Origin of the sequence: Chiayiivirga flava (genome assembly GCF_014202825.1) — a bacterium.
In the GTDB taxonomy this organism is placed as follows: Bacteria; Pseudomonadota; Gammaproteobacteria; order Xanthomonadales; family Xanthomonadaceae; genus Chiayiivirga; species Chiayiivirga flava.
Window position 1 is genome coordinate 402,952 of record NZ_JACHHP010000002.1, and the last position, 26,313, is coordinate 429,264.

The window sequence follows — 26,313 nt, forward strand, 5'->3', positions numbered from 1 at the left end:
CCCTTCGCGAAATCACCTTGCAGGTCACATGTTCGATACCCACGACCTGGCCGTCCGCGTCCGGTCCGGCAATCCGCTGCTGCTGATCGAGACGCACGAGGAAGACCTGCTCGTCGACGCGTTCCGCCACGTGGTGGCCGAATTGTTCCGGCCGTTGTGGCGCTGGAGCATCACCGCCGGCCTGCAGCGCCTTGACATGGACGATCCATCCGCGCCCGCGGCGCAGGATTCGAGCGCCGTGCTCGACGTGATGCGGCGCGACGCGCACCGCGGCCTCTGGCTGCTGCTCGATTTCCACCCCTACCTGCGCTACGCGATGAACGTGCGCATGCTGCGCGAGGTGGTGCTCGGACAGGCGGCGGCGCGCCACACCGTGGTGCTGATCGGCTCGAAGATCGAACTGCCGCCGGAGCTCGAACCGCTGGCCACGCGCGTGGAAATGCGCCTGCCGGACGAGGCCGCGCTGGCGAAGCTGATGCGCGACGAGGCGTTTTCGTATTCGCGCGAACACGGCGGCAAACGCGTCGACATCGAGGCCGACGCGCAGCGCGCCGTGCTCAAGCACCTGCGCGGGCTCACGCTGCTGGACGCACGCCGCATCGTGCGCGAGCTGATCCACCACGACGGCCGCATCGGCGCCCGCGATGTCACCGAAGCGCAACGCGCGAAGTTCGAACTGCTCGGGCGCGGCGGCATCCTCAGCTTCGAACCGGACGTGGCGCAAATGGATCAGGTGGCCGGACTCGCGCGCCTGAAAGCCTGGATCGGGCAGCGTCGCGCGGTGTTCATCGATGGCAACGCACCGAAGGGCCTCGATCCGCCGAAAGGCGTGCTGCTGCTCGGCGTGCAGGGCTGCGGCAAGTCGCTCGCGGCCAAGGCCTGCGCCGGCGGCTTCGGCGTGCCGCTGCTGCGGCTGGATTTCGGCGCGCTCTACAACAAGTACCACGGCGAAACCGAACGCAACCTGCGCGATTCGCTGAAGACCGCCGAGGCGATGTCCCCGTGCGTGCTGTGGTGCGACGAGATCGAGAAGGGCCTGGCCACCTCGAACAGCGACGACGGCGTCTCTCGCCGTGTGCTCGGTTCGTTGCTCACATGGATGAGCGAGCGCCGCGCGCCGGTGTTCCTTGTCGCCACCGCCAACGCCATCGAACAGCTGCCGCCGGAATTCCTGCGCAAGGGCAGATTCGACGAGATCTTTTTCGTCGATCTGCCGAACGCACCCGCACGCGAAGCCGCGTTCCGCATCCATCTCGAACGCCGCGAACAACCGCTGGAGCCGTTCGACCTTTCCGCGCTCGCGGCCGCGGCCGACGGATTTTCCGGCGCCGAGATCGAGCAGGCCGTGGTCAGCGCGCTGTACGCCGCCTACGGCGACGGCGCGCGGCTCGACCAGGCGCGTCTGCTGGATGCGCTGCGCAGCACCCGCCCGCTGTCGGTGCTGATGGCCGAGCGCGTCCAGTGGCTGCGCGACTGGGCGCGCGAACGCTGCGTGCCGGCGGACTGACATGCAACTGATCGACATCGGCGCCAACCTCACGCACGAAACGTTCGATGGCGATCGCGACGCGGTGCTGCAGCGCGCGCGCGATGCCGGCGTCGCGCAGATCGTCGTCACCGGCGCCAGCCGCGAACACTCGCCCAAGGCGCTCGCACTCGCGCGGCAGCATCCGGGATTCCTGTTCGCCACCGCCGGCGTGCACCCGCACCACGCGACCGAATACACCGAGGAATGCGACGCGGAACTGCGCGCGCTGCTCGCGCATCCGGAGGTGGTCGCGGTCGGCGAATGCGGCCTCGACTATTTCCGGGATTTTTCTCCCCGCCCCGCGCAGCGCCGTGCCTTCGAGCGCCAGCTGCAGATCGCGGTCGACACCGGCAAGCCGCTGTTCCTGCACCAGCGCGACGCACACGACGACTTCGTCGCGGTGATGAAGAATTTCGACGGCCGCATCGGCCCGGCCGTGGTGCATTGCTTCACCGGCGGGCGGCGCGAACTGTTCGAGTGCCTGGACCGCGACTGGTTCATCGGCATCACCGGCTGGCTCTGCGACGAACGCCGCGGCGCGCACCTGCGCGAGCTGGTCAGGCACATCCCGGCGGACCGGCTGATGATCGAAACGGACGCGCCCTACCTGCTGCCGCGCACGCTCAGGCCGATGCCGAAGGACCGCCGCAACGAGCCGATGCATCTGCCCCACATCGCAGAGGAACTGGCGCGCGACCGCGGCGAATCGATCGAGGCCGCCGCTGCGTCGACCACCTCGAACGCGCGCGCGTTCTTCCGCCTTCCCGCATGAACCGGGTCGCGGTCGGGCTGCTCCTGCTCGGTGCGCTCGGAGGTGCACTGCCCACGCACGCCGCGAGCACGTGCTACGGCCGCCCTGGCGACGGGCGGCTCGACAACGGCGTGCCGTTGCCGCTGTCGGGCGAGAACTTCGTGGCCTACAGCCACCTGAGCCGGATGTTCGATCGCAACTTCGTGCACGATCGGGTTGCGAACGTGATGCTCGCCGCGTATGCGACGCTGGCGAAACATCATCCGTCGCTGGTGTTCGTCTACGGCGAAACCGGCCACGAGGCGGGTGGGCCGATGCCACCGCACCGGACCCACCAGAACGGACTCTTGGTCGATTTCATGGTGCCGCTACGCGACGCCGACGGCACCAGCGCCCCATTGCCGACGTGGCCTTGGAATCGCTATGGCTACGACCTGGAGTTCGACGCGGAGGGGACGCTGGACGACACTCGCATAGACTTCGCCGCCATCGCCGCCCACCTGCGTGCCCTGCACGAGGCGGCACGCGCGCAAGGCATCGGCATCCGCCAGGTGATCTTCGATCCGCCCTACCTCGCGAAGCTCCATGCCACCCCGGACGGCGACTACCTGCGCAGGCATCTGCAGTTCCTGCCGCGCCCGGCCTGGGTGCGGCACGACGAGCACTACCACGTCGACTTCGCGGTGCGCTGCGCCGCAGGCTGACCGCGCGTCAGCTGCGCATGCCGGTGCCGCGCTTGAGCAGCCACAGGCTCAGCGTCGCCAGCGCCACGGCAAAGCCCAGCATCACGCCGTAGGCGAGCCATAGCGAAACGTCGGTGACGCCGAGCAGGCCGTAGCGGAAGGCGTTGACCATGTAGAAGATCGGGTTTGCATGGGTGGCGGTCTGCGCCCAGCCCGGCAGCAGCGTGACCGAATAGAACACGCCGCCCAGGTAGGTCAGCGGCGTCAGCACGAAGGTCGGGATGATCGCGATGTCGTCGAACTTCTTGGCATACGCCGCGTTGACGAAGCCGGCAAGCGAAAACACGGTGGCGCCGAGCAGCACGGTGGTGAACATCACGAACGGATGCGGCACCCGCACGTGGGTGAAGCACAACGCGATGGCGAGCACGATCGCGCCCACCATCAGCCCGCGCAGCACCCCGCCGGCCACGTAGCCGGCGAGGATCACCCAGTTCGGCATCGGGCTCACGAGCAGCTCTTCCACGTGGCGTCCGAACTTGGCGCCGAAGAAGCTCGACGAGATGTTGCCGTACGCGTTCTGGATCACGCTCATCATGACCAGGCCCGGCACGATGTAGTCCATGTAGTCGTAGCCGCCCATGTCGCCGATGCGCGAGCCGATGAGCTTGCCGAAGATCAGGAAATACAGCGTCATCGTGATCGCCGGCGGCACCAGGGTCTGGCCCCAGATGCGCAGGATGCGGCGCACTTCGCGGCGCGCGATCGTGTAGAGCGCGGTGAGGTTGAGTTGCGCGACGGAAGGACTCACTGGTGTGCCCCCGCTGTTCCTTCTCCCCGCGGGAGAAGGTGCCGAAGGCGGATGAGGGCGAGTCGACAGGCAGTCCCTCGACGCAGGCTGGGAAGGCGCGCCCTCATCCGCCTGCCGGCACCCCGGATCACGTCCGGGGCAGGCTCTTCTCCCGCGGGGAGAAGGATTGCATGATCGCAACGCATCAGTGGTTTCCCGTCAGGCGCACGAAGAGTTCCTCGAGGCGGTTGGCGCTGTTGCGCATCGAGCGCACCGTGATGCCGTGGCCGGAGAGCGCGCCGAACACGCGGTTGAGATCCATCGCGCGCGGCATGTCGAGCTCCAGGGTGTGGTCGTCGCGCGCGGCGAGCGTGACGCCGTCGATCCGCGGCAGCTGCGCCGGCAGCGCGCCGTCGACGTCGAGCAGGAACCCTTCCACGTCGAGCTTGGACAGCAGATTCTTCATCGTGGTGTTTTCGACGATGCGGCCCTTGTCGATGATGGCGATGTTGCGGCACAGGGTTTCGGCTTCCTCCAGGTAGTGCGTGGTCAGGATCACCGTGGTGCCGGCGGCGTTGATGTCGCGCAGCAGCTTCCACATGCCGCGGCGGATCTCGATGTCGACGCCGGCGGTCGGTTCGTCGAGGATCAGCAGCCGCGGCCGCGTCATCAGCGCGCGCGCGATCATCAGGCGGCGCTTCATGCCGCCCGACAGCGTGCGGCTCATCATCCTCGCCTTGTCCGACAGCTGCGCCCGCGCCAGTTCCTCGTCGGCACGCTTGAGCGCGTCCGCGCGCGGCACGCCGTAGAAGCCGGCGTAGTTCACCAGGATGTCCCGCGGCGTCTCGAACATGTTGAAGTTCAGCTCCTGCGGCACGAGGCCGAGCAGGCGCATCGCCTGGGAGCGCTGCGTGGCGATGTCGACGCCGAACACGTGCGCGCTGCCCGAACTTGCGTTGACGAGCGAACTGACGATGCCGATGAGGGTCGACTTGCCGGCGCCGTTGGGTCCGAGCAGGGCGAAGAAGTCGCCTTCGGCGACATCGAGCGACACGCCTTTCAGGGCCTCGACCCCGTTGTCGTACACCTTGCGGAGGTCGCGGATCTGCAGCGCGGGAATGGGTGGCATGGTCCTGCGGGACGGAGCAAAGAGATGCAGTATATCGGCCTTGCTCTCGCTCCGGCCCGGCGTCCTGGTGCGCGCCGCCGTCGCGGCGCCCCAGTCGCCTCGTCCGGCGCTCAGGCCAGAGCGAAGTCGGCGGGTGTGCGCTGCCGCTCCAGCGAAAGCAGCCAGCGCTTCGCGGCCAGGCCACCGCCGTAGCCGGTCAGGCTGCCGTCCGCGCCGATGACGCGGTGGCAGGGCACGATGATGGCAAGCGGGTTGGCGCCGTTGGCGAGGCCGACGGCGCGCACCGCGCGCGGCCGGCCGATGCGGTGCGCCAGTTCCGCGTAGCTGATCGTCTCGCCGTACGGAATGTCGCACAGCGCGCTCCACACATCGCGCTGGAATGCGGTGCCGCGCGGGGCCAGCGGCAGGTCGAAGTCGGTGCGTTCGCCGGCGAAGTAGGCATCGAACTGGCGGCGCGCGTCGGCGAACGCATCGGGGTCGCTGCGCCATGCGGGATCGAGTGCGAGCGGGTGGCGCGATTGCGGCAGGCCGATGTGGATCAGCCCGGTGGGGTCGCCGACCAGCAGCAGCGGGCCGATCGGGGTCGGGATCGTGGTGTGGACCACGGTGTCGTGGGCTGGCGTGTTGCGGGTCATGCGGTGGCCTCGTTCGGTATCGGGGTTCGTGGAGTCCGGATGCATCAGCCGGCCGCGCGCCACAGCAGCATCACGGCGTAGGCGCGCCAGGGTCGCCAGTCCTGGCTGCGCTGTTCCAGTGCGCGTTCGGTGAGGGGCGCGCCGCCGCCGGCCACCTTGCGCAGCACCAGGTCGCCGGCCGGAAACGCGTCGGGCTGCGACAGCGCGCGCATCGCGATGTAGTGCGCGGTCCAGGCGCCGATGCCGGGCAGCGCGGTGAACCGTTCGACGAAACCGGCCAGCGTCTGCTCCGGCGCGAAATCCACCCGACCGTCGCGGCACGCCGCGGCGAGGCCGCGCAGCGTGGCCGCGCGCGCGCGCGGCAGGCCGATGGTTTCGAGCGGCGCGTCGGCGAGTGCGGCGGGGGTCGGGAAGAGTGCATTCACGCCGTCGATACCGCGCTCGCCCAGCGGCGTGCCCCAGCCGGCGACGATGCGCGCGGCATAGGTGCGTGCCGCCGCCACGCTGATCTGCTGCCCGAGCACGCCGCGCACCGCGAGTTCGAAACCGTTCCACGCGCCGGGCAGACGTTGCCCGGGCCAGCGCGCGACGGCTGCCCGCAGCAGCGGGGCACGGCCGAGCACGTCGCCGATCGCGGCCGGATCGGCGTCGACGTCGAACTGGCGCCGCACCGTCGCGACCACCCGGCCGAGCTGGCTCGCGCGCGGCACCGACACGCGCAGCGACAGTGCGTCGTCGCCGTCGCGCGGCGTCACCTCGAACCAGCCCGGTTCGCCGTCGACGGCGATGCTGCGGCGGTAGTGCCGCGGCGAGACCTGCTCCACGCCGGGAATCGCGCGCCGTTCGAAAAACGCCATCAGGCCGGCGAAGTCGTACGGCGGACGGAACGGCAACCGCAGCACGAGCTCGCCGTTCGACGACAGCGGCGTCTCGGTGCGGCGGAACTCGCGTGGCGGCTTGCCGTAGCTGTCGACGAAGGCGGCATTGAAGCGGCGCAGGCTGGCATAGCCGGCCGCACTCGCGATCTGCGTGATCGGCAGCGTGGTGTCGCTCAGCAGCTGCTTGGCGAACAGCAGGCGGCGCGTCGCCGCCACGTCGAGCGGACCGGCGCCGAGCTGCTCGGCGAACAGGCGGCGCAGGTGACGCTCGCCGACGCCGACGCGTTCGGCCAAGGTCGCGACCGGCGCGTCGTCGAGCAGGCCGTGTTCGATCAGGCGCAGCGCGCCGGCCACGAGTTCGCTGCCGACGCGATGCGCCGGCGCACCGGGGGCACGTTCGGGCCGGCAGCGCAGGCACGGACGGTAACCGGCCGCGGCGGCGGCGGCGGCGGTCGGGAAATAGTCGACGTTGTGCGCTTTCGGCGTCGGCGCCGGGCAGACCGGGCGGCAGTAGATGCGCGTGGTGCGGACCGCGGTGTAGAACAGCCCGTCGAAGCGGGCGTCGCGCGCGAGGCGGGCGCGTTCGCAGACGGCGGGATCGAGTTCTGCGCTGGCGACGGGCGAGGACATGGAACAAGGCTAGCAGCGCCCGCGGGCGCCGACTCGCCATTTTCGGACATCGATGCCGGCGCGCTGCCCACGGGCCGCGCGGCATCGCGCGATTCAGCCCTCGAAGCCGTCGCGGAACACGAGCAGGGTCTGCAGCTCGTACGCGCCAATGTCGGTGCCGGCGCCGACGGTGCGCGCTTCGCCGCGCTGGTCGGTCGGAAAGTCGAAGGGGTTGGTGGCGCCATCGAGCGCGCAGGACGCGCTGCCGATCGCATGGGTGGGCGTCGGTCCGCCGTTGTCCGCCAGCGGCGCGAGTTGCGGGTCGCAATCGATCGTGTCGACCGGCACGCTCACGCTGCCGCCGACCGGACCGATGATGTTGTTGATGCCGGCGGCATCGACCGGATCGAGAATGGTGCCGATGTCGCCCAGGTTGCCGTACACGATGCTGTTGCTGATCGAGAGCGAGTGCGCCTGCTCGCCGGAGGCCAGCGCGCAGATGCCGCCCGAGGCGTTGTCGCCGGCGCCGTTGTCGGTGATCGTGCTGTTCTGCACCGAGATCAGCGAGCCGATGAGCCCGCCGCCGCAGAGCACGGCCACATTGCCGGACAGCGTGCTGTTGCGCAGCGTCACCGCGATGCCGTACGCGCCGCCGCCGGCCTGGCCGACCGTGTTGTTCGCGAACGTGCTGCGTGTCGCGTCCACCTGCACTTCGGCGTACGCGCCGCCGCCCATGCCCGCGGCGCCCGTGACGGCATTGCCGTCGACGAGGCTGTCGACCAGCGTGACGGTCTCGCCGCGCAGTCCGCCGCCCGATTCCACCGCGGTGTTGTCCGATACGCGGCTGCGCGTTGCGACGATTGCGCCTTCGCTGCGCACGCCGCCGCCCCGGCTTGCATCGTCGCCGAGGCTGTTGCCTTCGACGACGCTGTCGGTCAGCGCGACGCTGTCGGCGTAGACGCCACCGCCGGTCCTCCCGGCCGCGTTCTGCGCGATCGTGCTGCCCGTCGCATCGAACGTACCCGCGGACACGCCGCCGCCGAAGCTGTCGGCGGCAGTGGCGGCATTGTCTTCGATCCGACTGTCCACCAGCGTGACCGCACCGGTGGCGTAGACGCCGCCGCCCGCGTGTGTGGCCGCGTTGCCGGACACCACGCTGCGCAGCAGCTGCACCGTGCCGGCGCGGATGCCGCCGCCGTTGCTGTTCGCGCCGGACGCGCTGTTGCCGGTAACGCGGCTGTCCTCGAGGATCAGCGTACCGAGCGCGCGCACGCCGGCACCGTCGGCGAGCGGCGGCGTGGCGCCGGCGACGGCGCCGTTCTCGATCGCGATCCAGCGCAGCGTCAGCGTCGTGGTGGTGCTCGCGTCGAGCAGGCGGAACAGATCGACGTCGTCCGGGTCCCGACGCAGCGTCACGAGGCTTGCCTCGCCGTCGAACTCGAGCGATTCGGTGATCGACGGCAGCGCCGAACGCAAGGTGATGACGGCCACACCGTCGAACACGATGCGATCGTCGCCGCTGCCGGCGCTGCAGCCACCGGTGGCGGCATCGGTATTGGCCGCGGTCACGGCCTGGCGCAGCGTGCAGCGGCCGACGGGAATGACCGGGCCGTCGGACGATGTGTCGACGACGATGTCGGCGGCATGTGCCGGCAGCGTGCAGGCCAGGGCGGCAGCGAGCAGCGCGGGAAACTGACGAAGCATGGGCGTCCTCCAGTGAATCGTTGGCGTGCGGCTGATCCCCACGGCAATGCGCGGTGACGCGGGCCAGCCCGCCGTCCACGGCACGCAGTCTGCGCTCGGCGTCAATCGCCGAACAGTTCGTCCAGATCCGATTCGTCGAAGCGCAGCCGCTGCGTGCTGCCGCCCTCGAGCACGGCGGTGGCCAGATCCGCCTTGCGCGACTGCAGCGCGACGATCTTCTCTTCCACCGTGCCGGCGCAGATCAGCTTGTAGACGAACACCGGCTTGTCCTGCCCGATGCGGTGCGCGCGGTCGGTGGCCTGCGCTTCCACTGCCGGGTTCCACCACGGGTCGTAGTGGATCACGGTGTCGGCGGCGGTGAGATTGAGCCCCACGCCGCCGGCCTTGAGGCTGATGAGGAACAGGGTGCAGCGCCCTTCCTGGAATTCCCGCACCAGATCCGTGCGCTGCTTCGCTGGCGTGTCGCCGGTGAGGCGCAGGAAGGCGATGCCGCGTTCGTCCAGCGCGCGCGCGATGAGTTCGAGCATTTCGGCGAACTGCGAGAACAGCAGCACGTGGCGGTCCTCGTCGCGCAGCACTTCGACCAGCTCCAGCAACGCATCGAGCTTGGCCGATTCGTCGACCTTGCGCGCGCCGGCCAGCTTCACCAGGCGCGGATCGCAGCACACCTGGCGCAGCTTCAGCAGCGCATCGAGCACCACGATGCCGGCCTGCGCCAGGCCGCGCTGCTGCACCACTTCCTGCACGCGTGCGTGCTGCGCCAGGCGCAGGCTTTCGTACAGCGCGCGCTGGTCGCCTTCCAGATCGATGCTGCGCAGGATCTCGGTCTTGGGCGGCAGGTCCGTCAATACGTCTTCCTTGCGCCGGCGCAGCAGCAGCGCGCCGATGCGGCGGTTGAGGCGCTGCTGCTTGTCCGCATCGCCGTGTTTTTCGATCGGCGTGCGGTAGACGCGGGCGAAACTGCGCTCGTTGCCGAGCAGGCCCGGTTCCACCGCGTCGAACTGCGCCCACAACTCGCCCAGATGGTTCTCCAGCGGCGTGCCGGTCATCGCGAGGCGGCGCCGCGCGGGGATTTCGCGCACCACCTGCGCGGCCTGGCTGCGTGCGTTCTTGATCGCCTGCGCCTCGTCGAGGATCACGAGCGAGAACCGCTGCGCGGTCCACAGTTCGCGGTCGCGCGGCAGCAGCGGATAGGTGGTGATGATGAGATCGTGCGCGGCGATGCGTTCGTACTGGTCGGCGCGGTCCGCGCCGTGCACCACGAGCACGCGCAGGTCCGGCGCGAAGCGCGCGGCCTCGTCGCGCCAGTTGCCGACCAGGCTCGTCGGCGCGATCACCAGCGCCGGTTCGGCCAGCCGCCCGAGCTGCTTTTCGCGCAGCAGATGCGCGAGCACCTGCACGGTCTTGCCCAGGCCCATGTCGTCGGCAAGCACGCCGCCGAGGTTGGCCTCGGCGAGGAAATCGAGCCAGGCCAGACCGTCGCGCTGGTAGGGCCGCAGCGTGGCGCGGAAGCCGGGCGGCGCGTCGATGCTGGTGGCATGCCGGCGCAGACGTTCGATGCGTTCGCGCAGCGCCGCGTCGCCGCGCCACGGCAGGCCCGCGCTCTGGCCCACGCGCAGCAGGGTTTCGGCCTGGGTGCGGTGCAGGCGCAGGCCGTCGTTGTCGGCCTGCAGCCATTCGAGCAGGGGTTCGAGCAGTGCGCGCAGGCGTTTGAGCGGCAGGCGGATGCTGCGGTTGGCGTCGATCGGCATGCGCCACGTCGCGTCGGGTTTCTCGGTCTTGCCCGGCTGCATCGGAAAGTTCGGATCGACGAGCAGGCGGCGCAGGATCGGCAACAGGTCGACGCGTTCGCCGCCGAGGTCCACGCCGAGCGACACGTCGAACCAGGCGCTGCCGGCCTCTTCGATGTCGGCGTACCACTCCTCGATCTCGACCACGTCGTCGCGCGGGAAATCCGCGCCGTATTCGATCCGGATGCCGGACGCGGCCAGCTCGGCGATGGCGGACGTCCACGCTTCGGGCGCGAGCGGCGCGCGGTGCTGGTCGGGCTGCAGCAGGAACTCGTCGGCCGCGAACGGATGGCGGCGCCGGCCCTGGTCTTCGGCGAACTGGGTCGCATCGACGAAGCCGTCGCGTTCGAGCCGGGTCAGCGTGCGCTGTTCCTTGCGCGTGTCGCGCCGGATGTCGAGCACCTCGTCGCCGCGCAGCACGCGGATCGGCGCGTTGCCGGCCGGCGCCGGCGGCACGCGGTGGCCGTCGTAGTCGAACTGCAGCAAGGCGCAGCCCAGCCGCGCGCGGCCACGCGACGGATGCCGTCCGGGCAGGTCGAACTCCACCACGCGCAGGCTCAGCACCGGCACCGGCGTGGTGTCGATGTGGCGGATCGGACCGCGCGCGTGCGGCGCGGGGATGATGCCGATGCGCGGTCGCGGCCGGTCGCGTCCGGCCTGCAGGCGCCGGCGCAGGTCCTCGGCGCGTTCGGGTTCGAGCGCCGGCGCGCGCTGCAGATGTTCGACCACGCGCCGGTGGCCTTCGACGCGGCCGAACCGGCGCGCCTCGCCCGACACGTACCACAGCCCGTGGCCGCGCAGCAGGCGCGCACCGTCGATGCCGTCGACGCCGGCGTGCAGCACCTGCGATCCGTCGGGCCGGTCCTGCCAGGCCAGCCGCAGCGGCAGCGCGTCGCCGTGCTGCAGCGGGGCGCCGCCGCGTTCGGCGAAGGCGGCGTGCCGCTGCAGCAGATCGAGCAGTGCGCGCTCCTGCACGGCCGTGGTCACCACGCTCCAGTGCGGACCGTGTCCGTCGAGCGGCGGCGTGGGCTGCAGCGCGGCGAGCGCGGCCAGGTCGTCCGGCGCCCAGCCCGCGTCCGGGGCGGGGCGGGGACCGTCTTCCGCCGGCAGCAACGGCCGCGGATCCACCCAGCCGATGTGTTTGCCGCGGCCGGGCCGCAGCCACGCCGGGGCCGCCTGCAGGCGGCCTTCCGCGTCGCCGCCGAGCAGCAGGCCGAAGCGGCGGCCGGACGCGCCCGCGCCGTCGTCGTCCTCGCCCGGCGGCAGCGTCTGCAGCCAGCGGTCCCACAGCGGCACGAGCGCCGGGGCGTCCTCGACTTGCGGTGTGCTCGGGCCGACGCCGAACGTGCCCGGTCCGCCGAGAAACGGCGCGCCGAGCATCGGCGAGAGCGGCGGCGCGTCCGCCACCCGCGCCCGCGGCGCGGCTTCGCCGGCGGGCCAGCGCGCGGGCGGCGTCTCGCCGGCGAACATCAGCAGCGCCGCAGCGTGCTTGCACTCGTGCTGCACGGTGCAGGTGCATCGCGTATCGAGCGGCACGCCGCTGCCGTCCGGCGCGAACGCGATGCTGCAGCGGTAGAGCCCGTTGGCTGCGCCGCGCAGCGTGCCGACCAGCCGCTCGCCGCCGTGCGTATCGTCGTGTTCGTGCCGCAGCGCCACGACGCGGTCCGCGCGCACCTCGTCGAGGGCACGGTTCAGCGTGGCCGGATTGAAACGCGTGAGCCAGGCACGGCCGGCGATCAGGCGTTGCAGTCGGGTACTGTCCAAGCGGGCGCCGATTCCATCCAACCCGGCATTCTGGCGCGTTCGGCCGTCCAACGGAACCCGTCCGCCCGGGCCTTCATTCCACGCCCGTAACCCGCGACAATGGCGCGTTATCCATCGATCGCGCGCATGCCTGCCGCGCGGCAACCATCCGGGAGTGCACCATGGCCGAACCGACCCTCACCCCGCCCGCCGGCGGCGCCAAGATCACCATCAGCAACGGCGTGCTCCACGTTCCCGAGAACCCCATCGTTCCCTTCATCGAAGGCGACGGCACCGGCGCCGACATCTGGGCCGCCTCGGTGCGCGTGTTCGACGCTGCGGTGGAAAAAGCCTACGGCGGCAAGCGCAAGATCCACTGGATGGAAATCTTCGCCGGCGAAAAGGCCAACAACCGGTTCGGCACCTGGCTGCCGGACGCCACCGTGCAGGCCTGCCGCGACTACCTCGTCTCGATCAAGGGCCCGCTGACCACGCCGATCGGCGGCGGCATCCGCTCGCTCAACGTCGCGCTGCGCCAGATGCTCGACCTCTACACCTGCCTGCGCCCGGTGCGCTGGTTCAAGGGCGTGCCGAGCCCGGTGAAGCGTCCCGACCAGGTCGACATGGTGATCTTCCGCGAGAACTGCGAAGACATCTACGCCGGCATCGAATTCGAGGCCGGCTCCGAGGCCAACAGGAAGTTCCTCGACGCGTTCAAGGCCGCGTTCCCGAAGGAATACGGCAAGATCCGCTTCCCCGAGACCTCCGGCATCGGCATCAAGGCCGTGTCGAAGGACGGGACCGAGCGCCTGGTCCGTGCGGCCATCGAGTACGCGATCGCGTTCAACCGCAAGTCGGTCACGCTCGTGCACAAGGGCAACATCATGAAGTACACCGAGGGCGCGTTCCGCAACTGGGGTTACGCCCTGGCGCAGCGCGAATTCGGCGACAAGGTCTACACCTGGGACCAGTGGGAAGACACCAAGGCCGCGTCCGGCGAAGCCGCCGCGAACGACGAGCAGAAGGCCGCGATCGCGGCCGGAAAGATCATCATCAAGGATGCGATCGCCGACATCACGCTGCAGCAGGTGCTCACCCGTCCGAACGAGTTCGACGTGATCGCAACGCTCAACCTCAACGGCGACTATCTCTCCGACGCGCTCGCCGCGCAGGTCGGCGGCATCGGCATCGCACCCGGCGGCAACATCAACTATGTCACCGGCCACGCCGTGTTCGAAGCCACGCACGGCACCGCGCCCAAGTACGCGGGCCTGGACAAGGTCAATCCCGGCTCGGTGATCCTGTCGGGCGAGATGATGCTGCGCTACATGGGCTGGACCGAGGCCGCGGACGCGATCCTGCGCGCGATGGATATCGCCATCGGCAACAAGACCGTCACCTACGATTTCGCGCGTCTGATGGACGGGGCGAAGGAAGTGAAGTGCTCGGAATTCGCCGACGAGCTGATCAAGGCACTCTGAGGCTCGACCGAAGCGTGACAAAAAAGGCCGCCGGAAGGCGGCCTTTTTGTGGTCGGCGCGCTGGCTCAGGACGCCGCATTGCGCCTGCGACGCGGTGCTGGCGCCTGCTGCTGGCGCACGCGGCGCGAGAACAGGTACCCGCCCAGCGCCGCCAGACCCGCCACCACCGCCGCGGACGCGATCCACGGGTGCTGCTTCGCGCTGCGGCTCGCCGTGCGCAGGCCGGCGGCGGCGTTCTGCATCAACGCCGTTCCCTGCTCGCTCACCACGTGCGCAAGATCGGTGGACGCCTGCGCCACGCGGCGGTTGACGGCCTGCAGTTCGCGGCTGGCGCCGTTGGCAAGGGACTTCGCCGATTCGGTGACCGAGTGGGTGTTCATGCGGTGGCTCCTGGAAGGGGTGGGATCGCGCGGCTGCGCGTCGCCCGAGACCATTTCACGATTCGTGCCACGCCGCGGGCGGCACGCCAAGCGCGGCATACCGCCGCGCGCCGCTCGCAAGCCGGGATGCAAATTGCATCGAGCACGCACTGCGGGAATGCGCATTGCGCTGAACCCGGGGCGCCCCGAGCGGCGCATCGCGTCCACGCCCACGAAAAATCGCGCATTGGCGCGCGACCGAACTCTGGCACGGAAGTTGATAACGCGTTGCCGCCACCGTTCACCTGCCGCCGGAGCGTCACCATGAGCCGCAACCGCCTTGCCGTCGAACACGATCGCCGTCGCGTCGAATCCCGTCTCCACGAAATCGTCTTCCAGCATGGCGACGACGAGATGATGGCGTTCAATTCGCTGCGCCACTCGCTGCGGCGCGACCGCGAGCGCGTCCGCCGCGAGCGTGCCGGCGCGCGCGAAGCGCGCACCTACTCGCGCGACCACTGAGCCGGCCGCGCGTCGTCGCGTTACGGCGGCGCGCGCCGCCACCACCTGATGCCCCACGCGCCCGGCCTGCCGGCGGCGTTCGCCTGACAGCGAAGCGCGTGGTGCTCAGCCCTTCGCCGGCGCGGGGGCGCGCCTGCGGATCACCCGCGCCGCGGACGGGCGTGCGTTGCCGCGCCCGCGGCGTTCCACAGCGCCAGGATCTTTCATGCAACGTCGGGGGAAGATGTTCGCCATCATCGTCACATGCGTGGTCACTTCGCTGCTGGTGCTCGTCGCGCTGAACTTCGCACCGCCCGAGAAAAAGATCGAACGCCGCATCACCCATGCGCCGGCCAGTGGCGATCCGCAGTTCCTGCGCGAGATGAGCGTATTGCTCGGGCCCGGGATCATCGCCGGCAACAAGGTGGAAGCGCTGCAGAACGGCGAGGAAATTTTCCCTGCGATGCTGGAGGCCGTGCGCGCCGCGCAACGCAGCATCACCTTCGAGACGTACATCTACTGGTCCGGCGACATTGGCCGGGAGATGGCGCAGGCACTCGCCGAGCGCGCCCGCGGCGGCGTCGCCGTGCATGTGCTGCTCGACTGGGTCGGCAGCGTGAAGATGGAACAGACGCTGCTCGACACGATGGTCGACGCCGGCGTGCAGGTCGAGCGTTACCACCCCTTGCACTGGTACCACATCGCGCGCATGAACAACCGCACCCACCGCAAGCTGCTCGTGGTGGACGGACGTATCGGTTTCACCGGCGGGGTCGGCATCGCCGACCAATGGCAGGGAAACGCGCAGGACCCCGACCACTGGCGCGACATGCATTTCCGCATCGAGGGTCCGGTGGTGGCGCAGATCCAGTCCACCTTCATGGACAACTGGATCAAGACCACCGGCGAGGTGCTGCAGGGCGAGGCCTATTTTCCCAGGCTCGAACCCGCCGACGGCATGCCCGCGCAGATGTTCTCCAGTTCGCCCACCGGCGGCAGCGAGAGCATGCAGCTGATGTACCTCATGGCGATCGCGGCGGCGCGCACCAGCATCGACATCAAGGCCGCGTACTTCGTGCCCGACGAACTCGCGCTGGACGCGCTGCTGGCGGCGGCCGGACGCGGCGTGCGGGTGCGCGTGATCGTGCCCGGGGAACACATCGACGCCGACACCGTGCGCTGGGCATCGCAGGCCCAGTGGGGGCGCCTGTTGCAGGCCGGCATCGCGATCCACGAGTACACGCCGACGATGTACCACTGCAAGGCGCTCGTGGTGGACGGCTATCTGGTTTCGGTCGGCTCGACGAACTTCGATGCGCGCTCGTTTCGGCTCAACGACGAGGCGAGCCTCAACGTCTACGACACCCGGTTCGCGGCGCAGATGACCGCAAGTTTCGAAAACGATCTGGCTCACACGCGCAGGATCACGTTCGAGCAATGGCAGGCCCGCCCCTGGAGCCAGCGCCTGCGCGAACGTGTGGCGTCGCTGTTCAAGTCCCAGCTCTGAGCGGGCCCGGGGATCGCGCGGCGCGCACCCGATCGCGCACTGAAGCAATCCGGGACAGTGCGGGACGAATCCGCACGCGCTCCCCGCGTAAGATCGCGTTACCCCGGCACCGGCCCACCGCATGCATGTCCTGGCTTCCGGCGTCGCCGCGCGCATCCGCGACGGCTTCGACGACTACAACGCGCGCTTCGCCGCGATCACGCGCCGTGCGCGGCCGCGTTTCGAGGCACGCGACTGGAGCGGCATGCGCGCCGACCTCGTCGAACGCATCGAGCTGTACGACGTGAGCGTGGCGCAGACCCAGGCCTGGCTCGACGCCGCGCTCGGCGAGCGCGCGCAGGAGCGCGCGCTGTGGCAGGCGATCCGCGACGCGTTCGCCGCGCAGATTGCGCCGCTGCTCGACCAGGAGCTGTACAAGACCTACTTCAACACGCTCACCCGGCGCTTCTTCCGCACGCGCGGGGTCGACCCGGCCATCGAATTCGTCGCGCTGGACATCGAGCCCACCGACCGCATCACGCATCCGGTCGCGCGCCACAACTACGCCGTGCACGGCGATCTTGCCGCGGTGTTCGAACGCGTGCTCGCAGGCTACGCGTTCGACGTGCCGTACGCGCACGCCGCGCGCTGCGCCGGGGCGATGGCGGCGTGCATCGCTGCGCGCTTCGCCACATGGGGTGAGCGCCCACTGGTGGCGCTGGAGCTGCTCGAAACGGTGTTCTTCCGCGAACACCGCGCCTTCCTCGTCGGCCGCGCGTTGGGCGAGACGCAACACACGCCGTTCACGATCGCGCTCGCGCACGGGCCGGACGGCTTGGTCGTGGACGCGGTGCTGACCGATCGCGACCATCTGGCGCAGGTCTTCGGCTTCACCCGCAGTTACTTCTTCGCCGACCTTCCCACCGTCGGCGATGCCGTGGTCTTCCTGCGTGCGCTGCTGCCGAAGAAGCCCGTGGACGAGCTCTACACCGTGCTCGGGCGCGCCAAGCAGGGCAAGACCGAGCGCTACCGCAACTTCTTCCACCACCTGCAGCAGCATCCGGACGAGCGCTTCCGCCATGCCGACGGCGAACGCGGCATGGTGATGCTGGTGTTCACGCTGCCCTCGTATCCGCTGGTGTTCAAGCTCATCCGCGACCGCTTCGCCTGGCCGAAGGAGATGGCGCGCGAGGAGGTGGTCGAGAAATACCGCATCGTGTCGCGCCACGATCGCGCGGGGCGGTTGGTCGATGCGCAGGAGTTCCGCTACCTGCGTTTCGCCAGGCGGCAATTCGAGGCGCCCCTGCTGGCCGAACTGCTCGACGGCTGCCGCCTCAGCGTGTACGAGGACGGCGACGATATCGTGGTGTCGCACTGCTACGTCGAGCGCAGGTTGCGGCCGCTCAACCTCTATCTGCGCGAGGTGGCGCCGGACGATGCGTTGCGCGCGGTCGTCGACTACGGCCAGGCGATCAAGGATCTCGCGCGCAGCGACATCTTTCCCGGCGACCTGCTGCTCAAGAACTTCGGCATCACGCGCAACCGCCGCGCGATCTTCTACGACTACGACGAACTGTGCCTGGTGCGCGACTGCCGTTTCCGCCGCCTGCCGCAGGCCACCACCGACGACGAGGAGATGCACCACGGCGCGTGGTATCACGTCGACGAGCGCGACGTGTTTCCCGAACAGTTCCCGCGCTTCCTCGGCCTGACGCCGGCGCAGCAGGAGGCGCTGCTGGCCGCGCACGGCGAGATCTTCGACGTGCGCTGGTGGATCGATCTGCAGCGCGGTCTGGCAGACTCGCAGCACACCGACGTGCCGCCGTATCCGGAGTCGGCGCGGATCGGGGGAACTCCCGCGCCGCCGCGGGGGTCGAACCTGCCCGCGACGGTCGCCGTCTGACGCGCATTCCGGATTTTCCGCGGCGCGCGCGCCGCCGCCGCTTTCACGCAATCGAGCAGGAGCCCTCATGTTATCCACCGATCGACCGTCCGGCACCACTATGTTGTCCCTGGCGCTTGCCGCCGCGTTGCTCGCCGGTGGCCTTGCCGCGTGCTCGGACGACGAGGCGCCGGCGCCGACCCAGGCCGACGCGCAGGCCGACAAGGCACCGGCCACCCGCGACGGCCCGGCCGTGACCGCGGTGCAGCCGCGTCAGCCGCCGCAGGTGCCGATCACCCAGGCCACCGCGGACTCACGCCTGCAGAAGGTGCTCGTCGGGCCCCAGCGCACCGCCGCCGAACGCGCGCGCGACCAGTTCCGCCATCCGATGGAAACGCTGCAGTTCTTCGGCATCGACCGCGGCAAGAACATCATCGAGATCGATCCCGGCACCGGCTGGTATTCCGCCATCCTGTCGCCGATGGTGAAATCGATGGGCAGCTACTATGCCGCCGTCGTCGACGACACGCTGCCGGGCGTGCCGGCCTACGTGGCCAAGGACAATGCGGCGCTCAAGCAGCGCTTCGCGTCCGACCGCAGCAGCTACGACGCCACGCGCCCGCTGCTGCGCAAATACAACCCCGACCAGCCGGTGTTCGGCAAGCCCGGTTCCGCCGACATGGTGTTGAGCTTCCGCAACGCCCACAACTGGATCGCCGAAGGCGATGCGCCGGCGTACTTCAAGGGCTTCTTCGACGTGCTCGAATCCGGCGGCACGCTCGGCATCGTGGACCACCGTGCCAATCCCGGACCCGCCACCGACGGCGTGCTGGGTTACGTCACCGAGCAGCAGATCATCGAACTCGCGACGGCGGCGGGTTTTCGCATGGTCGGCAGGAGCGAGATCAACGCCAACCCCAAGGACACCAAGGACTATCCCGACGGCGTCTGGACGCTGCCGCCGAGCTACGCGCTCGGGGACAAGGACCGTGCGAAGTACGCCGCGATCGGCGAATCGGATCGCATGACGCTCAAGTTCGTGAAGCCGTGACGCTGCGCGCGTTCGCGGCAAGCGCGGCGCGCGTCCGGCCGCCCGCAGCGCACAAAAAAGCCGCCGGTTTCCCGGCGGCTTCGATGCAACAGGACAACACAACCGTCAGAAGCTGAGGCGCGGCCCCACGAAATACTCGTTGCCGCCATCGGCCAGGGTGGCCTGCGCCACGATGCCGAACGCCGGGGTGAACTTGTACTGGCCGCCGAGCTTGCCGTAGAAGTCGCCCGAGCCGCTTTCGATGTCGATGTAGCCCGCCGCCGCGTACGTTTCGAAGCGGTCGCCGAACGCGGAGCGCACGCCGACTTCGGCTTCGTAGCCGTCCGACTTCACATCACCGAGCACCGGGATGTCCACCGAGGCTTCCACGTAGTTTGCGCGGACGACCAGATCGCTGTTGTCGCTGATGCCGGTGTTCCAGCCCACGCCCAGGCGCCAGGTGTCGGCGTCGATGCTTGTGTTGTCCAGTTCGCTCTGGCCGTAGCCGCCGTAGATGTGGAAATTCTCGCCCAGTGCGGCCGAACCGTTGGCCACCCAGCCGTCGGAATTGGTGCCGCCGTCGATGTCGAACTTCTGCCAGCCGCCTTCGATGTAGCTATAGCTCAGATCGGCCGCCTGCGCGCCGAACGGCAGTGCGAGTGCGAGGGCCAGGGCAGTGAGGGTGCGTTTCATGGTGAATCTCCGTCAGAAGTGTTCCCGGCCGTCGATGGCCGGGGCGCAGGATGCGGGCGGGGGAGTAACGCAGGCCTGAACTTGCGTGCCGAAATGACGGATGGCACAGGGAAATGTTCAGGATTCGTTACGTTCCGACGCGTCCGCGAAGTCGTTCTGGCGCCAGGCCTCGTACACCGTCACCGCCACCGCGTTGGAGAGGTTGAGGCTGCGGTTATGCGGCCGCATCGGCAGCCGCAGCCGGCAGTCCGGTGCGATGCGCTGCCACAGCGCGTCCGGCAGGCCGCGTGTTTCCGGACCGAACAGCAACGCATCGTCGGCACGGTAGGCGATGCGGTCGTAACGCACCGTGCCGCGCGTGGAGAACGCGAATACGCGCGCCGGGTTCACCGCGGCGAGGAAGGCCGCGAAGTCCGCATGCACCTGCAGCTGCGCGTATTCGTGGTAGTCGAGCCCGGCGCGGCGCAGTCTGGCGTCATCGAGCGCAAACCCCAGCGGTTCGATCAGATGCAGGCGCGCACCGGCGTTCGCGCACAGCCGGATGACGTTGCCGGTGTTGGGCGGGATCTCGGGTTCGAACAGCACGACGTGCAGCATCGGGCGATTATCCGCCCTCGACGTACGCGTTGCAGCCGACCCGCGCCCGGCCGCGTTCAGCCGCCGCGCGCTGCCTGGCGCACGTCGGCGGCGGGCTCGTCCCGGTCCGGCGCGATGGCCTGCAGCAACTCGCGCAGCACCGCACAGGCGCCCGCGCTGGGATCGGCGTGACGCGCGCGCAGCAGGCCGAACGGCAACGGCGGCATCTCGAACGGCAGCGCGATGGCCTGCAGCAGCCCGCGCTGCAGATAGGGCTCGGCCAGCGAGTGCGGCAACAGCACGATCAGATCGAGCGTGCGCGCCAGTTCCGCCGCACCGGCGTGCAGCGGCAGCTCGATGACATCGCTGGGGAACGGGAACCCCGCCGTCACCATCGCCGCCTCGGCCAGCTGGCGCAGCGGCTCGTCGCGCGCCGGCAGCGCCCAGGCGCAGTCCATCAGCGCCACGCCGCTGGCGCCGTCGGCACACAGCTGCGGGTGGGCGGGATGCACGAGCGCGTGCACGTGCTCGTTGCCGGCCGGCACATACTCGAAGCGCTCCAGGTCCATCGCGGCGGACGGGTGCACGAGGGCGAAATCGATGTAGCCGGCGCCGAGCGCATCGAGCAGGACATCCGAGCCCTCCACCTGCAACTCGATCGACAGTTCCGGCGTGCTGGCCCGCACCCGTTGCAGCGCCCGCGCGACCAGCCGCTGGCTCGCCCCGGGCACCATTCCCACCGCCACGTGGCCGCGTTCGCCCAGGCGCAAGGCGCGGATGGTTTCGAAGGCCGACTGCAGGCCGATCATCACGTCGTGGGCGAACCGTTCCAGCACTTCGCCGTACACGGTCGGATGCAGGCCGCGCGAGGTACGGTCGAACAGGCGCACGCCGAAGCCCGATTCGAGTTCCTTCAGCGATTTGGTGACCGCCGACTGGGTCAGCCCGAGTTTTTCGGCCGTACTGCTGATCGACCCGTTTTCCACCAGATGCAGCAGCATGTCCAGCTGCTGGACGCGCAGCATCGAACGTCGTTGCAGGTGCAGGTGCTGTTCCGGCATGACCGCGGTGTGGAGCCCGTCACAGAAATGTTGAACGATTGTTTCAGATTACCGCGAAATTATCTGCGATGCAGGTCTCCGAACCGGATCGGCGACTGCGATATTCATCACATCCCCGAAAAATCAACCGTTTTGCCCGAGCGCGGCGCGGCGGCACCGGTCGCGGCGGCGCCGCCCGCGAAAATCCCTTCATCGCCGCATGAATTTGTTTCATTGGTCGGTGCATTTACGCCGCGTTAGCGTGAAAGCGCAAACCCCCGGCACTGCGCGAATACTCGCGTGACCGGGCTTTCGGCGCCCTCAACAGGGGAGGAAAGACCATGAAGCGTGAGTATTGCGACCACCTGGCATCCGCGGGGCAACCGCGCCGCGGCTGCTCCGACATCACCACCGTCCGTCTCCGGCCCCTGCTGCGACTGGGCGCCGTGGCGGCCTTCGCCACGGCACTGTCGCTGCTGGGCATCGACAGCGCCCGGGCGGCCCAGGCCGCGAGCAGCGAAGGGTACGGCGCCGCCGCGACGCTGACCCTGCTCGGCGCACCGCTGAACCTGGCCAAGGCACCGGCCGGGGTCAACGGCGTCGCGCCGCCGGACTACGACAAAAACGCCACCACGCTCGACGTCAGCCTCGGCACGCTGCTCGACATCGGCGCCGCGTCGGCCACCGCCGACGGCTCGACCGCGGCCGAATCGGCCGACGCCACCGGCCGCGTGGACGACACCAGCCTCGGCATCAACATTCCGGTGCTCCTGCCGAACCTGCTCAACCTCGAGGCCGACGCGATCGTCGCGCAGGCCAGCGCCGTCTGCGTGAACAACGCGGCGCAGCTGTCCGGCAGCAGCAACCTCACCGGCGCCAACCTCGTGCTGCAGGGCGTGGCGGTGCCGCTGGCCGCCAATCCGGCACCGAACACCGTGGTCGCAAACGTGCTCGGCGTGGTGCGGATCGTCGCCAACGAGCAGGTGGTGTCGGGCAACAGCATCCGCGTCAACGCGTTGCACATTCGACTGAATGTGCTGGGGGTGCTGACCGGCGACATTATCCTGGGCAGCGCCGGCGCCACCCTCGACGGCTGCGAAGACAGCGACGGCGACGGAACACCCAACGACATCGACAACTGTCCGCTGATCCCCAACCCCGGGCAGCAGGACAGCGACGGCGACGGCATCGGCGATGCCTGCGACGACGACGGCGACAACGACGGCGTGCCGGACGGCGACGACAACTGCCCGGCGATCGCCAACCCCGACCAGAGCGACACCGACGGCGACGGCCTGGGCGACGCCTGCGACAACGACGACGACGGCGACGGCGAAGACGACGGCGGCGACAACTGCCCGCTGGTGGCCAATCCCGACCAGATCGACAGCGACGGCGACGGCGTCGGCGATGCCTGCGACGACGACGACGACAACGACGGCGTGCCCGATGGCGACGACGTCTGCCCGCTGGTCTCCGATCCGAACCAGATCGACACCGACGGCGACGGCACCGGTGACGCCTGCGACGACGACGACGACAACGACGGCGTGCCCGACGGCGACGACAACTGCCCGTTCACCGCCAATCCGGGCCAGGAAGACGACGACAGCAACGGCATCGGCAACGTCTGCGAAGGCGATGGCGATGGCGACGGCGTCCCCGACGACACCGACAACTGCCCGCTGGTGCCCAATCCGGGCCAGGAAGACGGCGACGGCGACGGCATAGGCGATGCCTGCGAGGAGGACGGCGACGGCGACGGCACGCCGGACGACACCGACAACTGCCCGCTGGTCGCGAATCCCGACCAGCTCGACACCGACGGCGACGGCCTCGGCGACGCCTGCGACAACGACGACGACGACGACGGCGAAGACGACGGCGGCGACAACTGCCCACTCGTCCCCAATCCGGACCAGCTCGACACCGACGGCGACGGCGTGGGCGACGCCTGCGACGACGACGACGACAACGACGGCGTGCCCGACGGCGACGACAACTGCCCGATCACCGGCAACCCGGGCCAGGAAGACGACGACAACGACGGCATCGGCAACGCCTGCGAAACCGACGACAGCGACGACGACGGCATTCCCGACGGCGACGACAACTGCCCGATCAACGTCAACCCGGGCCAGTCCGACGCCGACGGCGACGGCATCGGCGATGCCTGCGAACCGGACAACGACGGCGACGGGTTCCCCGACGACAGCGACAACTGCATCCTGATCCCGAACCCGACGCAGCAGGACAACGACGGCGACGGTCTGGGCGACATCTGCGACGGCGACGACGACAACGACGGTGTGCTCGACCTCGCCGACAACTGCCCGCTCGTGGGCAATGCCGACCAGGTGGACACCGACAACGACGGCGTCGGCAACGCCTGCGACGGCGACAGCGATGGCGACGGCATCGACAACGGGCAGGACAATTGCCCGCTCGCGGCCAACGAAGACCAGCGCGACACCGATGGCGACGGCACGGGCGATGCGTGCGACGCCGACCGCGATGGCGACGGGATCGAAAACGGCAACGACAACTGCCCGCTGATCGTGAACCCGGGCCAGGGTGACGGCGACGGCGACGGCTTCGGCGACGCCTGCGACAACGACCGCGACGGTGACGGCGTCACCGAGCCGGGCGACAACTGCCCGCTGGTGCCCAATCCCGACCAGGCCGACGAGGACAGCGACGGCACCGGCGACGCCTGCGACGGCGATACCGACGGCGACGGCGTGCCGAACGACGGCGACAACTGCCCGCTCACCGCCAACGGCAACCAGGTGGACAGCGACGGCGACGGCCAGGGCGATGCCTGCGACAACGACGACGACAACGACGGCATCGGCGACCTTTCCGACAACTGCACCCTCGTCGCGAACGTGGATCAGGCCGACCTGGACGGCGACGGCGTCGGCGACAGCTGCGACGACGACCTCGATGGCGACAGCGTGAACAACGACGCCGACAACTGCCCGGTGGCATCCAACCTCGACCAGCGCGACACCGACGGCGACGGCCTGGGCGACGCCTGCGACGACGACGACGACAACGACGGCGAAGGCGACCGCACCGACGCCTGTCCGCTCGACCCGGAACAGACCGAGGGCGTGTGTCCGATCTTCCGCGACGGTTTCGAAGACATCGTCGTCCTGTAAGACGAGATGCCCTCGGGCGGGCGGGAGACGGATCTCCCGCCCCCACCCGGACTCCCAGGCAACGGCCGCGTTCTGCATCGTGGCCGCTTCCCCTCTTGCCCCGGCCGCGCGCCGGGGTTCTTTTTTGCCGCTGCCGGCTACCGGCTGCGCGCTGCCTGCAGCCCCGCTCCGCCGCGTGCCGGTCTTCCGTGGGTCAGGGCATGGCCGGCGGGCAGTCGGTCAGCGGTTCGTCGCGCAACGCCCGCCACCTCTCGTCCGTCACCACGCGTTCGGCATCGAGCGGAAAATCGATGCGTGCGGGCAGGTTGGCGCGCCGGTCCACGCGCACGCTCGTGAGTCCTTCGAACCGCATCAGGCGGCGGTCGCTGTTGCGGTAGGCCACGTCGATGTCGGAGGCAAACCAGCCGAGCAGACCGTCCAGGGACAGGCGGAACACGCTCGCCGGCATCCCCTGCAACGTTTGCTCGCGCAGCTTCACGAGCTCGAACGCATACGCCTTGCCGCGGCTGGGCACGAGGAAATCGATCGTCAGCGTCTCGCCCGCCTGCAGCGCATCCCAGCGGCTGCGGATGAACTCGTCGAACCCCGCGTCCACCACCAGCGACGGCCCGCGCGGGATCGCCACTTCGGCCGGCGCGCCGTCGGCGGCGAAGCCGAAAAACGCCACGAGTCCGTCGTCCGCGTGCCGCGCGCCTTCGACATAGCCGACGTGCGCGTCCTCCATGCGGAACGCGGGCGTGGCGGGCGTATCGCCGTAGTCGAGCGTCTTGCGCCCGAAGGCGCGGCCGTCCGGACAGCGGTAGAGCACGATGCGTTCGCGCGCGACGCCACGCTCGCGTCGCACCACGTGATGCTCGGTGTAGAGCGGCACGCCGCTCTCGATGCCGACGGCGTCGCCACGCGTTTCGACGAATTCGGCCGACGCGTTCGGTGCCGGCAGCGTCGCGCCGGCGAGTGCGAGTGCGAGGAGGCGAACGCGGATCACCAGGGCAGGTCGTGACCCTGCCAGTCGCGGAAGCGACCGCTGGTCTTGAGCGTGAGGGCGTCGATCTCGCGCAGCATGCCGGCCACCGCCACGGCCGGGTCCACCTGTGCGTTCGGGCCGCCCATGTCGGTGCGCGCCCAGCCCGGGTGCAGCAGCAACACCGGGATGCCGTCCGGCTCCAGCGCGTGCGCGAGTTGCACCATGCCCATGTTCAGCGCGGCCTTCGAGATCGAATAACTCGGCGTGCCGAAGCTGCCGCAGTGGCCGATCGAGCCGAGCTGGCTGCTGACGTTGGCGACTTTCGGCGTGGTGCCGCGGCGCAGCAGATCGGCACACGCCTGCGTCACCAGCACCGGTCCGACCGCGTTGACCCGGAACGTGTGCTCCATCGTCTGCACATCGAGGCTGCCGAAGCGCTCGCCCGGGACCAGCACGCCGGCGTTGTTGATCAACGTGTCGAGACCGTCGAACACGAGCGCGGTCTCGCGCACGAGTTCGTCGATCGTCGCCGGTTGCGACACGTCGAGCGGCAGCACGTGCAGCCGGCCCGGGTGTGCGGCCGCAAGATGGTTGAGCGCGTTGGCCTTTGCCGGATCGCGGCAGGTGGCGACGACATGCGCCCCGCGCGCCAGCAGCTGGGTGGCGAACTCCAGGCCGAGGCCGCGGTTGGCACCGGTGATGAGGATGCGTTGCATGGAAGCCTCCGTAAACGACGGCACACGGCCGGGTTGGCGCCAGTCTATCTACGCATCGGCACGACGCGCGGTTGCAGCCGGACGCTCGTTCCGCGTGTGCACCGTGCCGAAGGTCATGCGGCGCGCCCGGCGCGTGTCTCCGGTAGCATGACGGGCTGTTCGAAATCGTCGTCTCCGGAGT

General features: G+C 69.6%; 22 protein-coding genes. 10 read left to right on the forward strand and 12 right to left on the reverse strand.

The genetic code is table 11. The features are described 5' to 3' along the window. Nucleotides 1-28: 28 nt before the first annotated feature. The 3 genes from HNQ52_RS06265 to HNQ52_RS06275 are packed head-to-tail and all read left to right on the forward strand — an operon-like array spanning nt 29 to nt 2,983. Entirely contained in the window at nt 29-1,507 is a 1,479-nt protein-coding gene (locus tag HNQ52_RS06265) for an AAA family ATPase (RefSeq protein ID WP_183960258.1), read from the forward strand. Between the two features lies 1 nt (nt 1,508). Beyond that, the gene (locus HNQ52_RS06270) at nt 1,509-2,300 is read left to right on the forward strand and encodes a TatD family hydrolase (RefSeq protein WP_183960259.1); all 792 of its coding nucleotides are present in this window, start codon (nt 1,509-1,511) and stop codon (nt 2,298-2,300) included. Continuing rightward, the gene (locus tag HNQ52_RS06275) at nt 2,297-2,983 is read left to right on the forward strand and encodes a penicillin-insensitive murein endopeptidase (protein WP_183960260.1); all 687 of its coding nucleotides are present in this window, start codon (nt 2,297-2,299) and stop codon (nt 2,981-2,983) included. The genes HNQ52_RS06270 and HNQ52_RS06275 overlap by 4 nt, the downstream gene beginning before the upstream one ends. A 7-nt stretch (nt 2,984-2,990) precedes the next feature. On the opposite strand, the gene HNQ52_RS06280 is transcribed toward HNQ52_RS06275, so the two are convergent. The 6 genes from HNQ52_RS06280 to HNQ52_RS06305 all read right to left on the reverse strand — a co-directional run bounded on the left by HNQ52_RS06280 (nt 2,991) and on the right by HNQ52_RS06305 (nt 12,261). Beyond that, complete coding sequence (locus HNQ52_RS06280) at nt 2,991-3,773, reverse strand: ABC transporter permease (RefSeq protein ID WP_183960261.1); 783 nt, start codon at nt 3,771-3,773, stop codon at nt 2,991-2,993. A gap of 184 nt (nt 3,774-3,957) precedes the next feature. Beyond that, a complete protein-coding gene (locus HNQ52_RS06285) occupies nt 3,958-4,881 on the reverse strand; it encodes an ABC transporter ATP-binding protein (RefSeq protein WP_183960262.1) in 924 nt (307 codons plus the stop codon). A gap of 110 nt (nt 4,882-4,991) precedes the next feature. Continuing rightward, nucleotides 4,992-5,516: a methylated-DNA--[protein]-cysteine S-methyltransferase gene (locus HNQ52_RS06290; protein WP_183960263.1), complete on the reverse strand. Its 525-nt coding sequence runs from the start codon at nt 5,514-5,516 to the stop codon at nt 4,992-4,994. 44 nt (nt 5,517-5,560) lie between these two features. After that, nucleotides 5,561-7,024 (reverse strand): DNA-3-methyladenine glycosylase 2, encoded by a 1,464-nt coding sequence (locus tag HNQ52_RS06295; RefSeq protein ID WP_183960264.1) that lies wholly within the window; start codon nt 7,022-7,024, stop codon nt 5,561-5,563. Between the two features lie 93 nt (nt 7,025-7,117). Next, entirely contained in the window at nt 7,118-8,707 is a 1,590-nt protein-coding gene (locus HNQ52_RS06300) for a choice-of-anchor Q domain-containing protein (RefSeq protein ID WP_183960265.1), read from the reverse strand. Nucleotides 8,708-8,808: 101 nt separating this feature from the next. Further along, nucleotides 8,809-12,261: a DEAD/DEAH box helicase gene (locus tag HNQ52_RS06305; protein ID WP_246387630.1), complete on the reverse strand. Its 3,453-nt coding sequence runs from the start codon at nt 12,259-12,261 to the stop codon at nt 8,809-8,811. A 161-nt stretch (nt 12,262-12,422) separates the two neighbouring features. Between HNQ52_RS06305 and icd the strand changes: the two genes are divergently transcribed. Beyond that, on the forward strand, nt 12,423-13,721 hold the full coding sequence (icd, locus tag HNQ52_RS06310; RefSeq protein WP_183960266.1) for an NADP-dependent isocitrate dehydrogenase: 1,299 nt from the start codon (nt 12,423-12,425) through the stop codon (nt 13,719-13,721). Nucleotides 13,722-13,786: 65 nt separating this feature from the next. On the opposite strand, the gene HNQ52_RS06315 is transcribed toward icd, so the two are convergent. Beyond that, nucleotides 13,787-14,101, reverse strand: coding sequence for a hypothetical protein (locus HNQ52_RS06315; protein WP_183960267.1), 315 nt, complete (start codon nt 14,099-14,101; stop codon nt 13,787-13,789). A 303-nt stretch (nt 14,102-14,404) separates the two neighbouring features. On the opposite strand from HNQ52_RS06315, the gene HNQ52_RS06320 reads away from it, so the two are divergent. The 4 genes from HNQ52_RS06320 to HNQ52_RS06335 all read left to right on the forward strand — a co-directional run bounded on the left by HNQ52_RS06320 (nt 14,405) and on the right by HNQ52_RS06335 (nt 19,000). Beyond that, nucleotides 14,405-14,602: a hypothetical protein gene (locus tag HNQ52_RS06320; RefSeq protein ID WP_183960268.1), complete on the forward strand. Its 198-nt coding sequence runs from the start codon at nt 14,405-14,407 to the stop codon at nt 14,600-14,602. Nucleotides 14,603-14,825: 223 nt separating this feature from the next. Continuing rightward, the gene (cls, locus tag HNQ52_RS06325) at nt 14,826-16,088 is read left to right on the forward strand and encodes a cardiolipin synthase (protein WP_183960714.1); all 1,263 of its coding nucleotides are present in this window, start codon (nt 14,826-14,828) and stop codon (nt 16,086-16,088) included. A gap of 121 nt (nt 16,089-16,209) precedes the next feature. Beyond that, the gene (aceK, locus tag HNQ52_RS06330) at nt 16,210-17,970 is read left to right on the forward strand and encodes a bifunctional isocitrate dehydrogenase kinase/phosphatase (RefSeq protein WP_183960269.1); all 1,761 of its coding nucleotides are present in this window, start codon (nt 16,210-16,212) and stop codon (nt 17,968-17,970) included. A gap of 67 nt (nt 17,971-18,037) precedes the next feature. After that, nucleotides 18,038-19,000, forward strand: coding sequence for a class I SAM-dependent methyltransferase (locus HNQ52_RS06335; protein ID WP_246387632.1), 963 nt, complete (start codon nt 18,038-18,040; stop codon nt 18,998-19,000). 105 nt (nt 19,001-19,105) lie between these two features. On the opposite strand, the gene HNQ52_RS06340 is transcribed toward HNQ52_RS06335, so the two are convergent. The 3 genes from HNQ52_RS06340 to HNQ52_RS06350 all read right to left on the reverse strand — a co-directional run bounded on the left by HNQ52_RS06340 (nt 19,106) and on the right by HNQ52_RS06350 (nt 21,249). Next, a complete protein-coding gene (locus tag HNQ52_RS06340) occupies nt 19,106-19,672 on the reverse strand; it encodes an outer membrane beta-barrel protein (RefSeq protein ID WP_183960270.1) in 567 nt (188 codons plus the stop codon). Between the two features lie 117 nt (nt 19,673-19,789). Beyond that, nucleotides 19,790-20,269, reverse strand: a complete 480-nt coding sequence (gene trmL / locus HNQ52_RS06345; protein ID WP_183960271.1) for a tRNA (uridine(34)/cytosine(34)/5-carboxymethylaminomethyluridine(34)-2'-O)-methyltransferase TrmL — start codon at nt 20,267-20,269, stop codon at nt 19,790-19,792. A 56-nt stretch (nt 20,270-20,325) separates the two neighbouring features. After that, the gene (locus tag HNQ52_RS06350) at nt 20,326-21,249 is read right to left on the reverse strand and encodes a LysR family transcriptional regulator (RefSeq protein WP_183960272.1); all 924 of its coding nucleotides are present in this window, start codon (nt 21,247-21,249) and stop codon (nt 20,326-20,328) included. Here HNQ52_RS06350 and HNQ52_RS06355 point away from each other — a divergent pair. Together HNQ52_RS06355 and HNQ52_RS17675 are read left to right on the forward strand one after the other, a co-directional pair. Further along, entirely contained in the window at nt 21,238-21,549 is a 312-nt protein-coding gene (locus HNQ52_RS06355; RefSeq protein WP_183960273.1) for a hypothetical protein, read from the forward strand. The genes HNQ52_RS06350 and HNQ52_RS06355 overlap by 12 nt on opposite strands. Nucleotides 21,550-21,629: 80 nt before the next feature. Continuing rightward, on the forward strand, nt 21,630-24,452 hold the full coding sequence (locus HNQ52_RS17675; protein ID WP_183960274.1) for a thrombospondin type 3 repeat-containing protein: 2,823 nt from the start codon (nt 21,630-21,632) through the stop codon (nt 24,450-24,452). 193 nt (nt 24,453-24,645) lie between these two features. On the opposite strand, the gene HNQ52_RS06365 is transcribed toward HNQ52_RS17675, so the two are convergent. Both HNQ52_RS06365 and HNQ52_RS06370 read right to left on the reverse strand, forming a co-directional pair. Further along, nucleotides 24,646-25,437: a hypothetical protein gene (locus tag HNQ52_RS06365; RefSeq protein ID WP_183960275.1), complete on the reverse strand. Its 792-nt coding sequence runs from the start codon at nt 25,435-25,437 to the stop codon at nt 24,646-24,648. Next, complete coding sequence (locus tag HNQ52_RS06370) at nt 25,434-26,132, reverse strand: SDR family oxidoreductase (protein ID WP_183960276.1); 699 nt, start codon at nt 26,130-26,132, stop codon at nt 25,434-25,436. Before HNQ52_RS06370 ends, HNQ52_RS06365 begins: the two co-directional genes overlap by 4 nt. Nucleotides 26,133-26,313 lie beyond the last annotated feature (181 nt).

What these genes read in the sequence shown, in the direction of transcription:
- HNQ52_RS06265 (WP_183960258.1), top strand. Translation starts at nt 29, where the DNA reads ATGTTCGATACCCACGACCTGGCCGTCCGCGTCCGGTCCGGCAATCCG.
- HNQ52_RS06270 (WP_183960259.1), top strand. Translation starts at nt 1,509, where the DNA reads ATGCAACTGATCGACATCGGCGCCAACCTCACGCACGAAACGTTCGAT.
- HNQ52_RS06275 (WP_183960260.1), top strand. Translation starts at nt 2,297, where the DNA reads ATGAACCGGGTCGCGGTCGGGCTGCTCCTGCTCGGTGCGCTCGGAGGT.
- HNQ52_RS06285 (WP_183960262.1), bottom strand. Translation starts at nt 4,881, where the DNA reads ATGCCACCCATTCCCGCGCTGCAGATCCGCGACCTCCGCAAGGTGTAC.
- HNQ52_RS06290 (WP_183960263.1), bottom strand. Translation starts at nt 5,516, where the DNA reads ATGACCCGCAACACGCCAGCCCACGACACCGTGGTCCACACCACGATC.
- HNQ52_RS06295 (WP_183960264.1), bottom strand. Translation starts at nt 7,024, where the DNA reads ATGTCCTCGCCCGTCGCCAGCGCAGAACTCGATCCCGCCGTCTGCGAA.
- HNQ52_RS06300 (WP_183960265.1), bottom strand. Translation starts at nt 8,707, where the DNA reads ATGCTTCGTCAGTTTCCCGCGCTGCTCGCTGCCGCCCTGGCCTGCACG.
- icd (WP_183960266.1), top strand. Translation starts at nt 12,423, where the DNA reads ATGGCCGAACCGACCCTCACCCCGCCCGCCGGCGGCGCCAAGATCACC.
- HNQ52_RS06315 (WP_183960267.1), bottom strand. Translation starts at nt 14,101, where the DNA reads ATGAACACCCACTCGGTCACCGAATCGGCGAAGTCCCTTGCCAACGGC.
- HNQ52_RS06320 (WP_183960268.1), top strand. Translation starts at nt 14,405, where the DNA reads ATGAGCCGCAACCGCCTTGCCGTCGAACACGATCGCCGTCGCGTCGAA.
- cls (WP_183960714.1), top strand. Translation starts at nt 14,826, where the DNA reads ATGTTCGCCATCATCGTCACATGCGTGGTCACTTCGCTGCTGGTGCTC.
- aceK (WP_183960269.1), top strand. Translation starts at nt 16,210, where the DNA reads ATGCATGTCCTGGCTTCCGGCGTCGCCGCGCGCATCCGCGACGGCTTC.
- HNQ52_RS06335 (WP_246387632.1), top strand. Translation starts at nt 18,038, where the DNA reads ATGTTATCCACCGATCGACCGTCCGGCACCACTATGTTGTCCCTGGCG.
- HNQ52_RS06340 (WP_183960270.1), bottom strand. Translation starts at nt 19,672, where the DNA reads ATGAAACGCACCCTCACTGCCCTGGCCCTCGCACTCGCACTGCCGTTC.
- trmL (WP_183960271.1), bottom strand. Translation starts at nt 20,269, where the DNA reads ATGCTGCACGTCGTGCTGTTCGAACCCGAGATCCCGCCCAACACCGGC.
- HNQ52_RS06355 (WP_183960273.1), top strand. Translation starts at nt 21,238, where the DNA reads ATGCAGCAGCATGTCCAGCTGCTGGACGCGCAGCATCGAACGTCGTTG.
- HNQ52_RS06350 (WP_183960272.1), bottom strand. Translation starts at nt 21,249, where the DNA reads ATGCTGCTGCATCTGGTGGAAAACGGGTCGATCAGCAGTACGGCCGAA.
- HNQ52_RS17675 (WP_183960274.1), top strand. Translation starts at nt 21,630, where the DNA reads ATGAAGCGTGAGTATTGCGACCACCTGGCATCCGCGGGGCAACCGCGC.
- HNQ52_RS06370 (WP_183960276.1), bottom strand. Translation starts at nt 26,132, where the DNA reads ATGCAACGCATCCTCATCACCGGTGCCAACCGCGGCCTCGGCCTGGAG.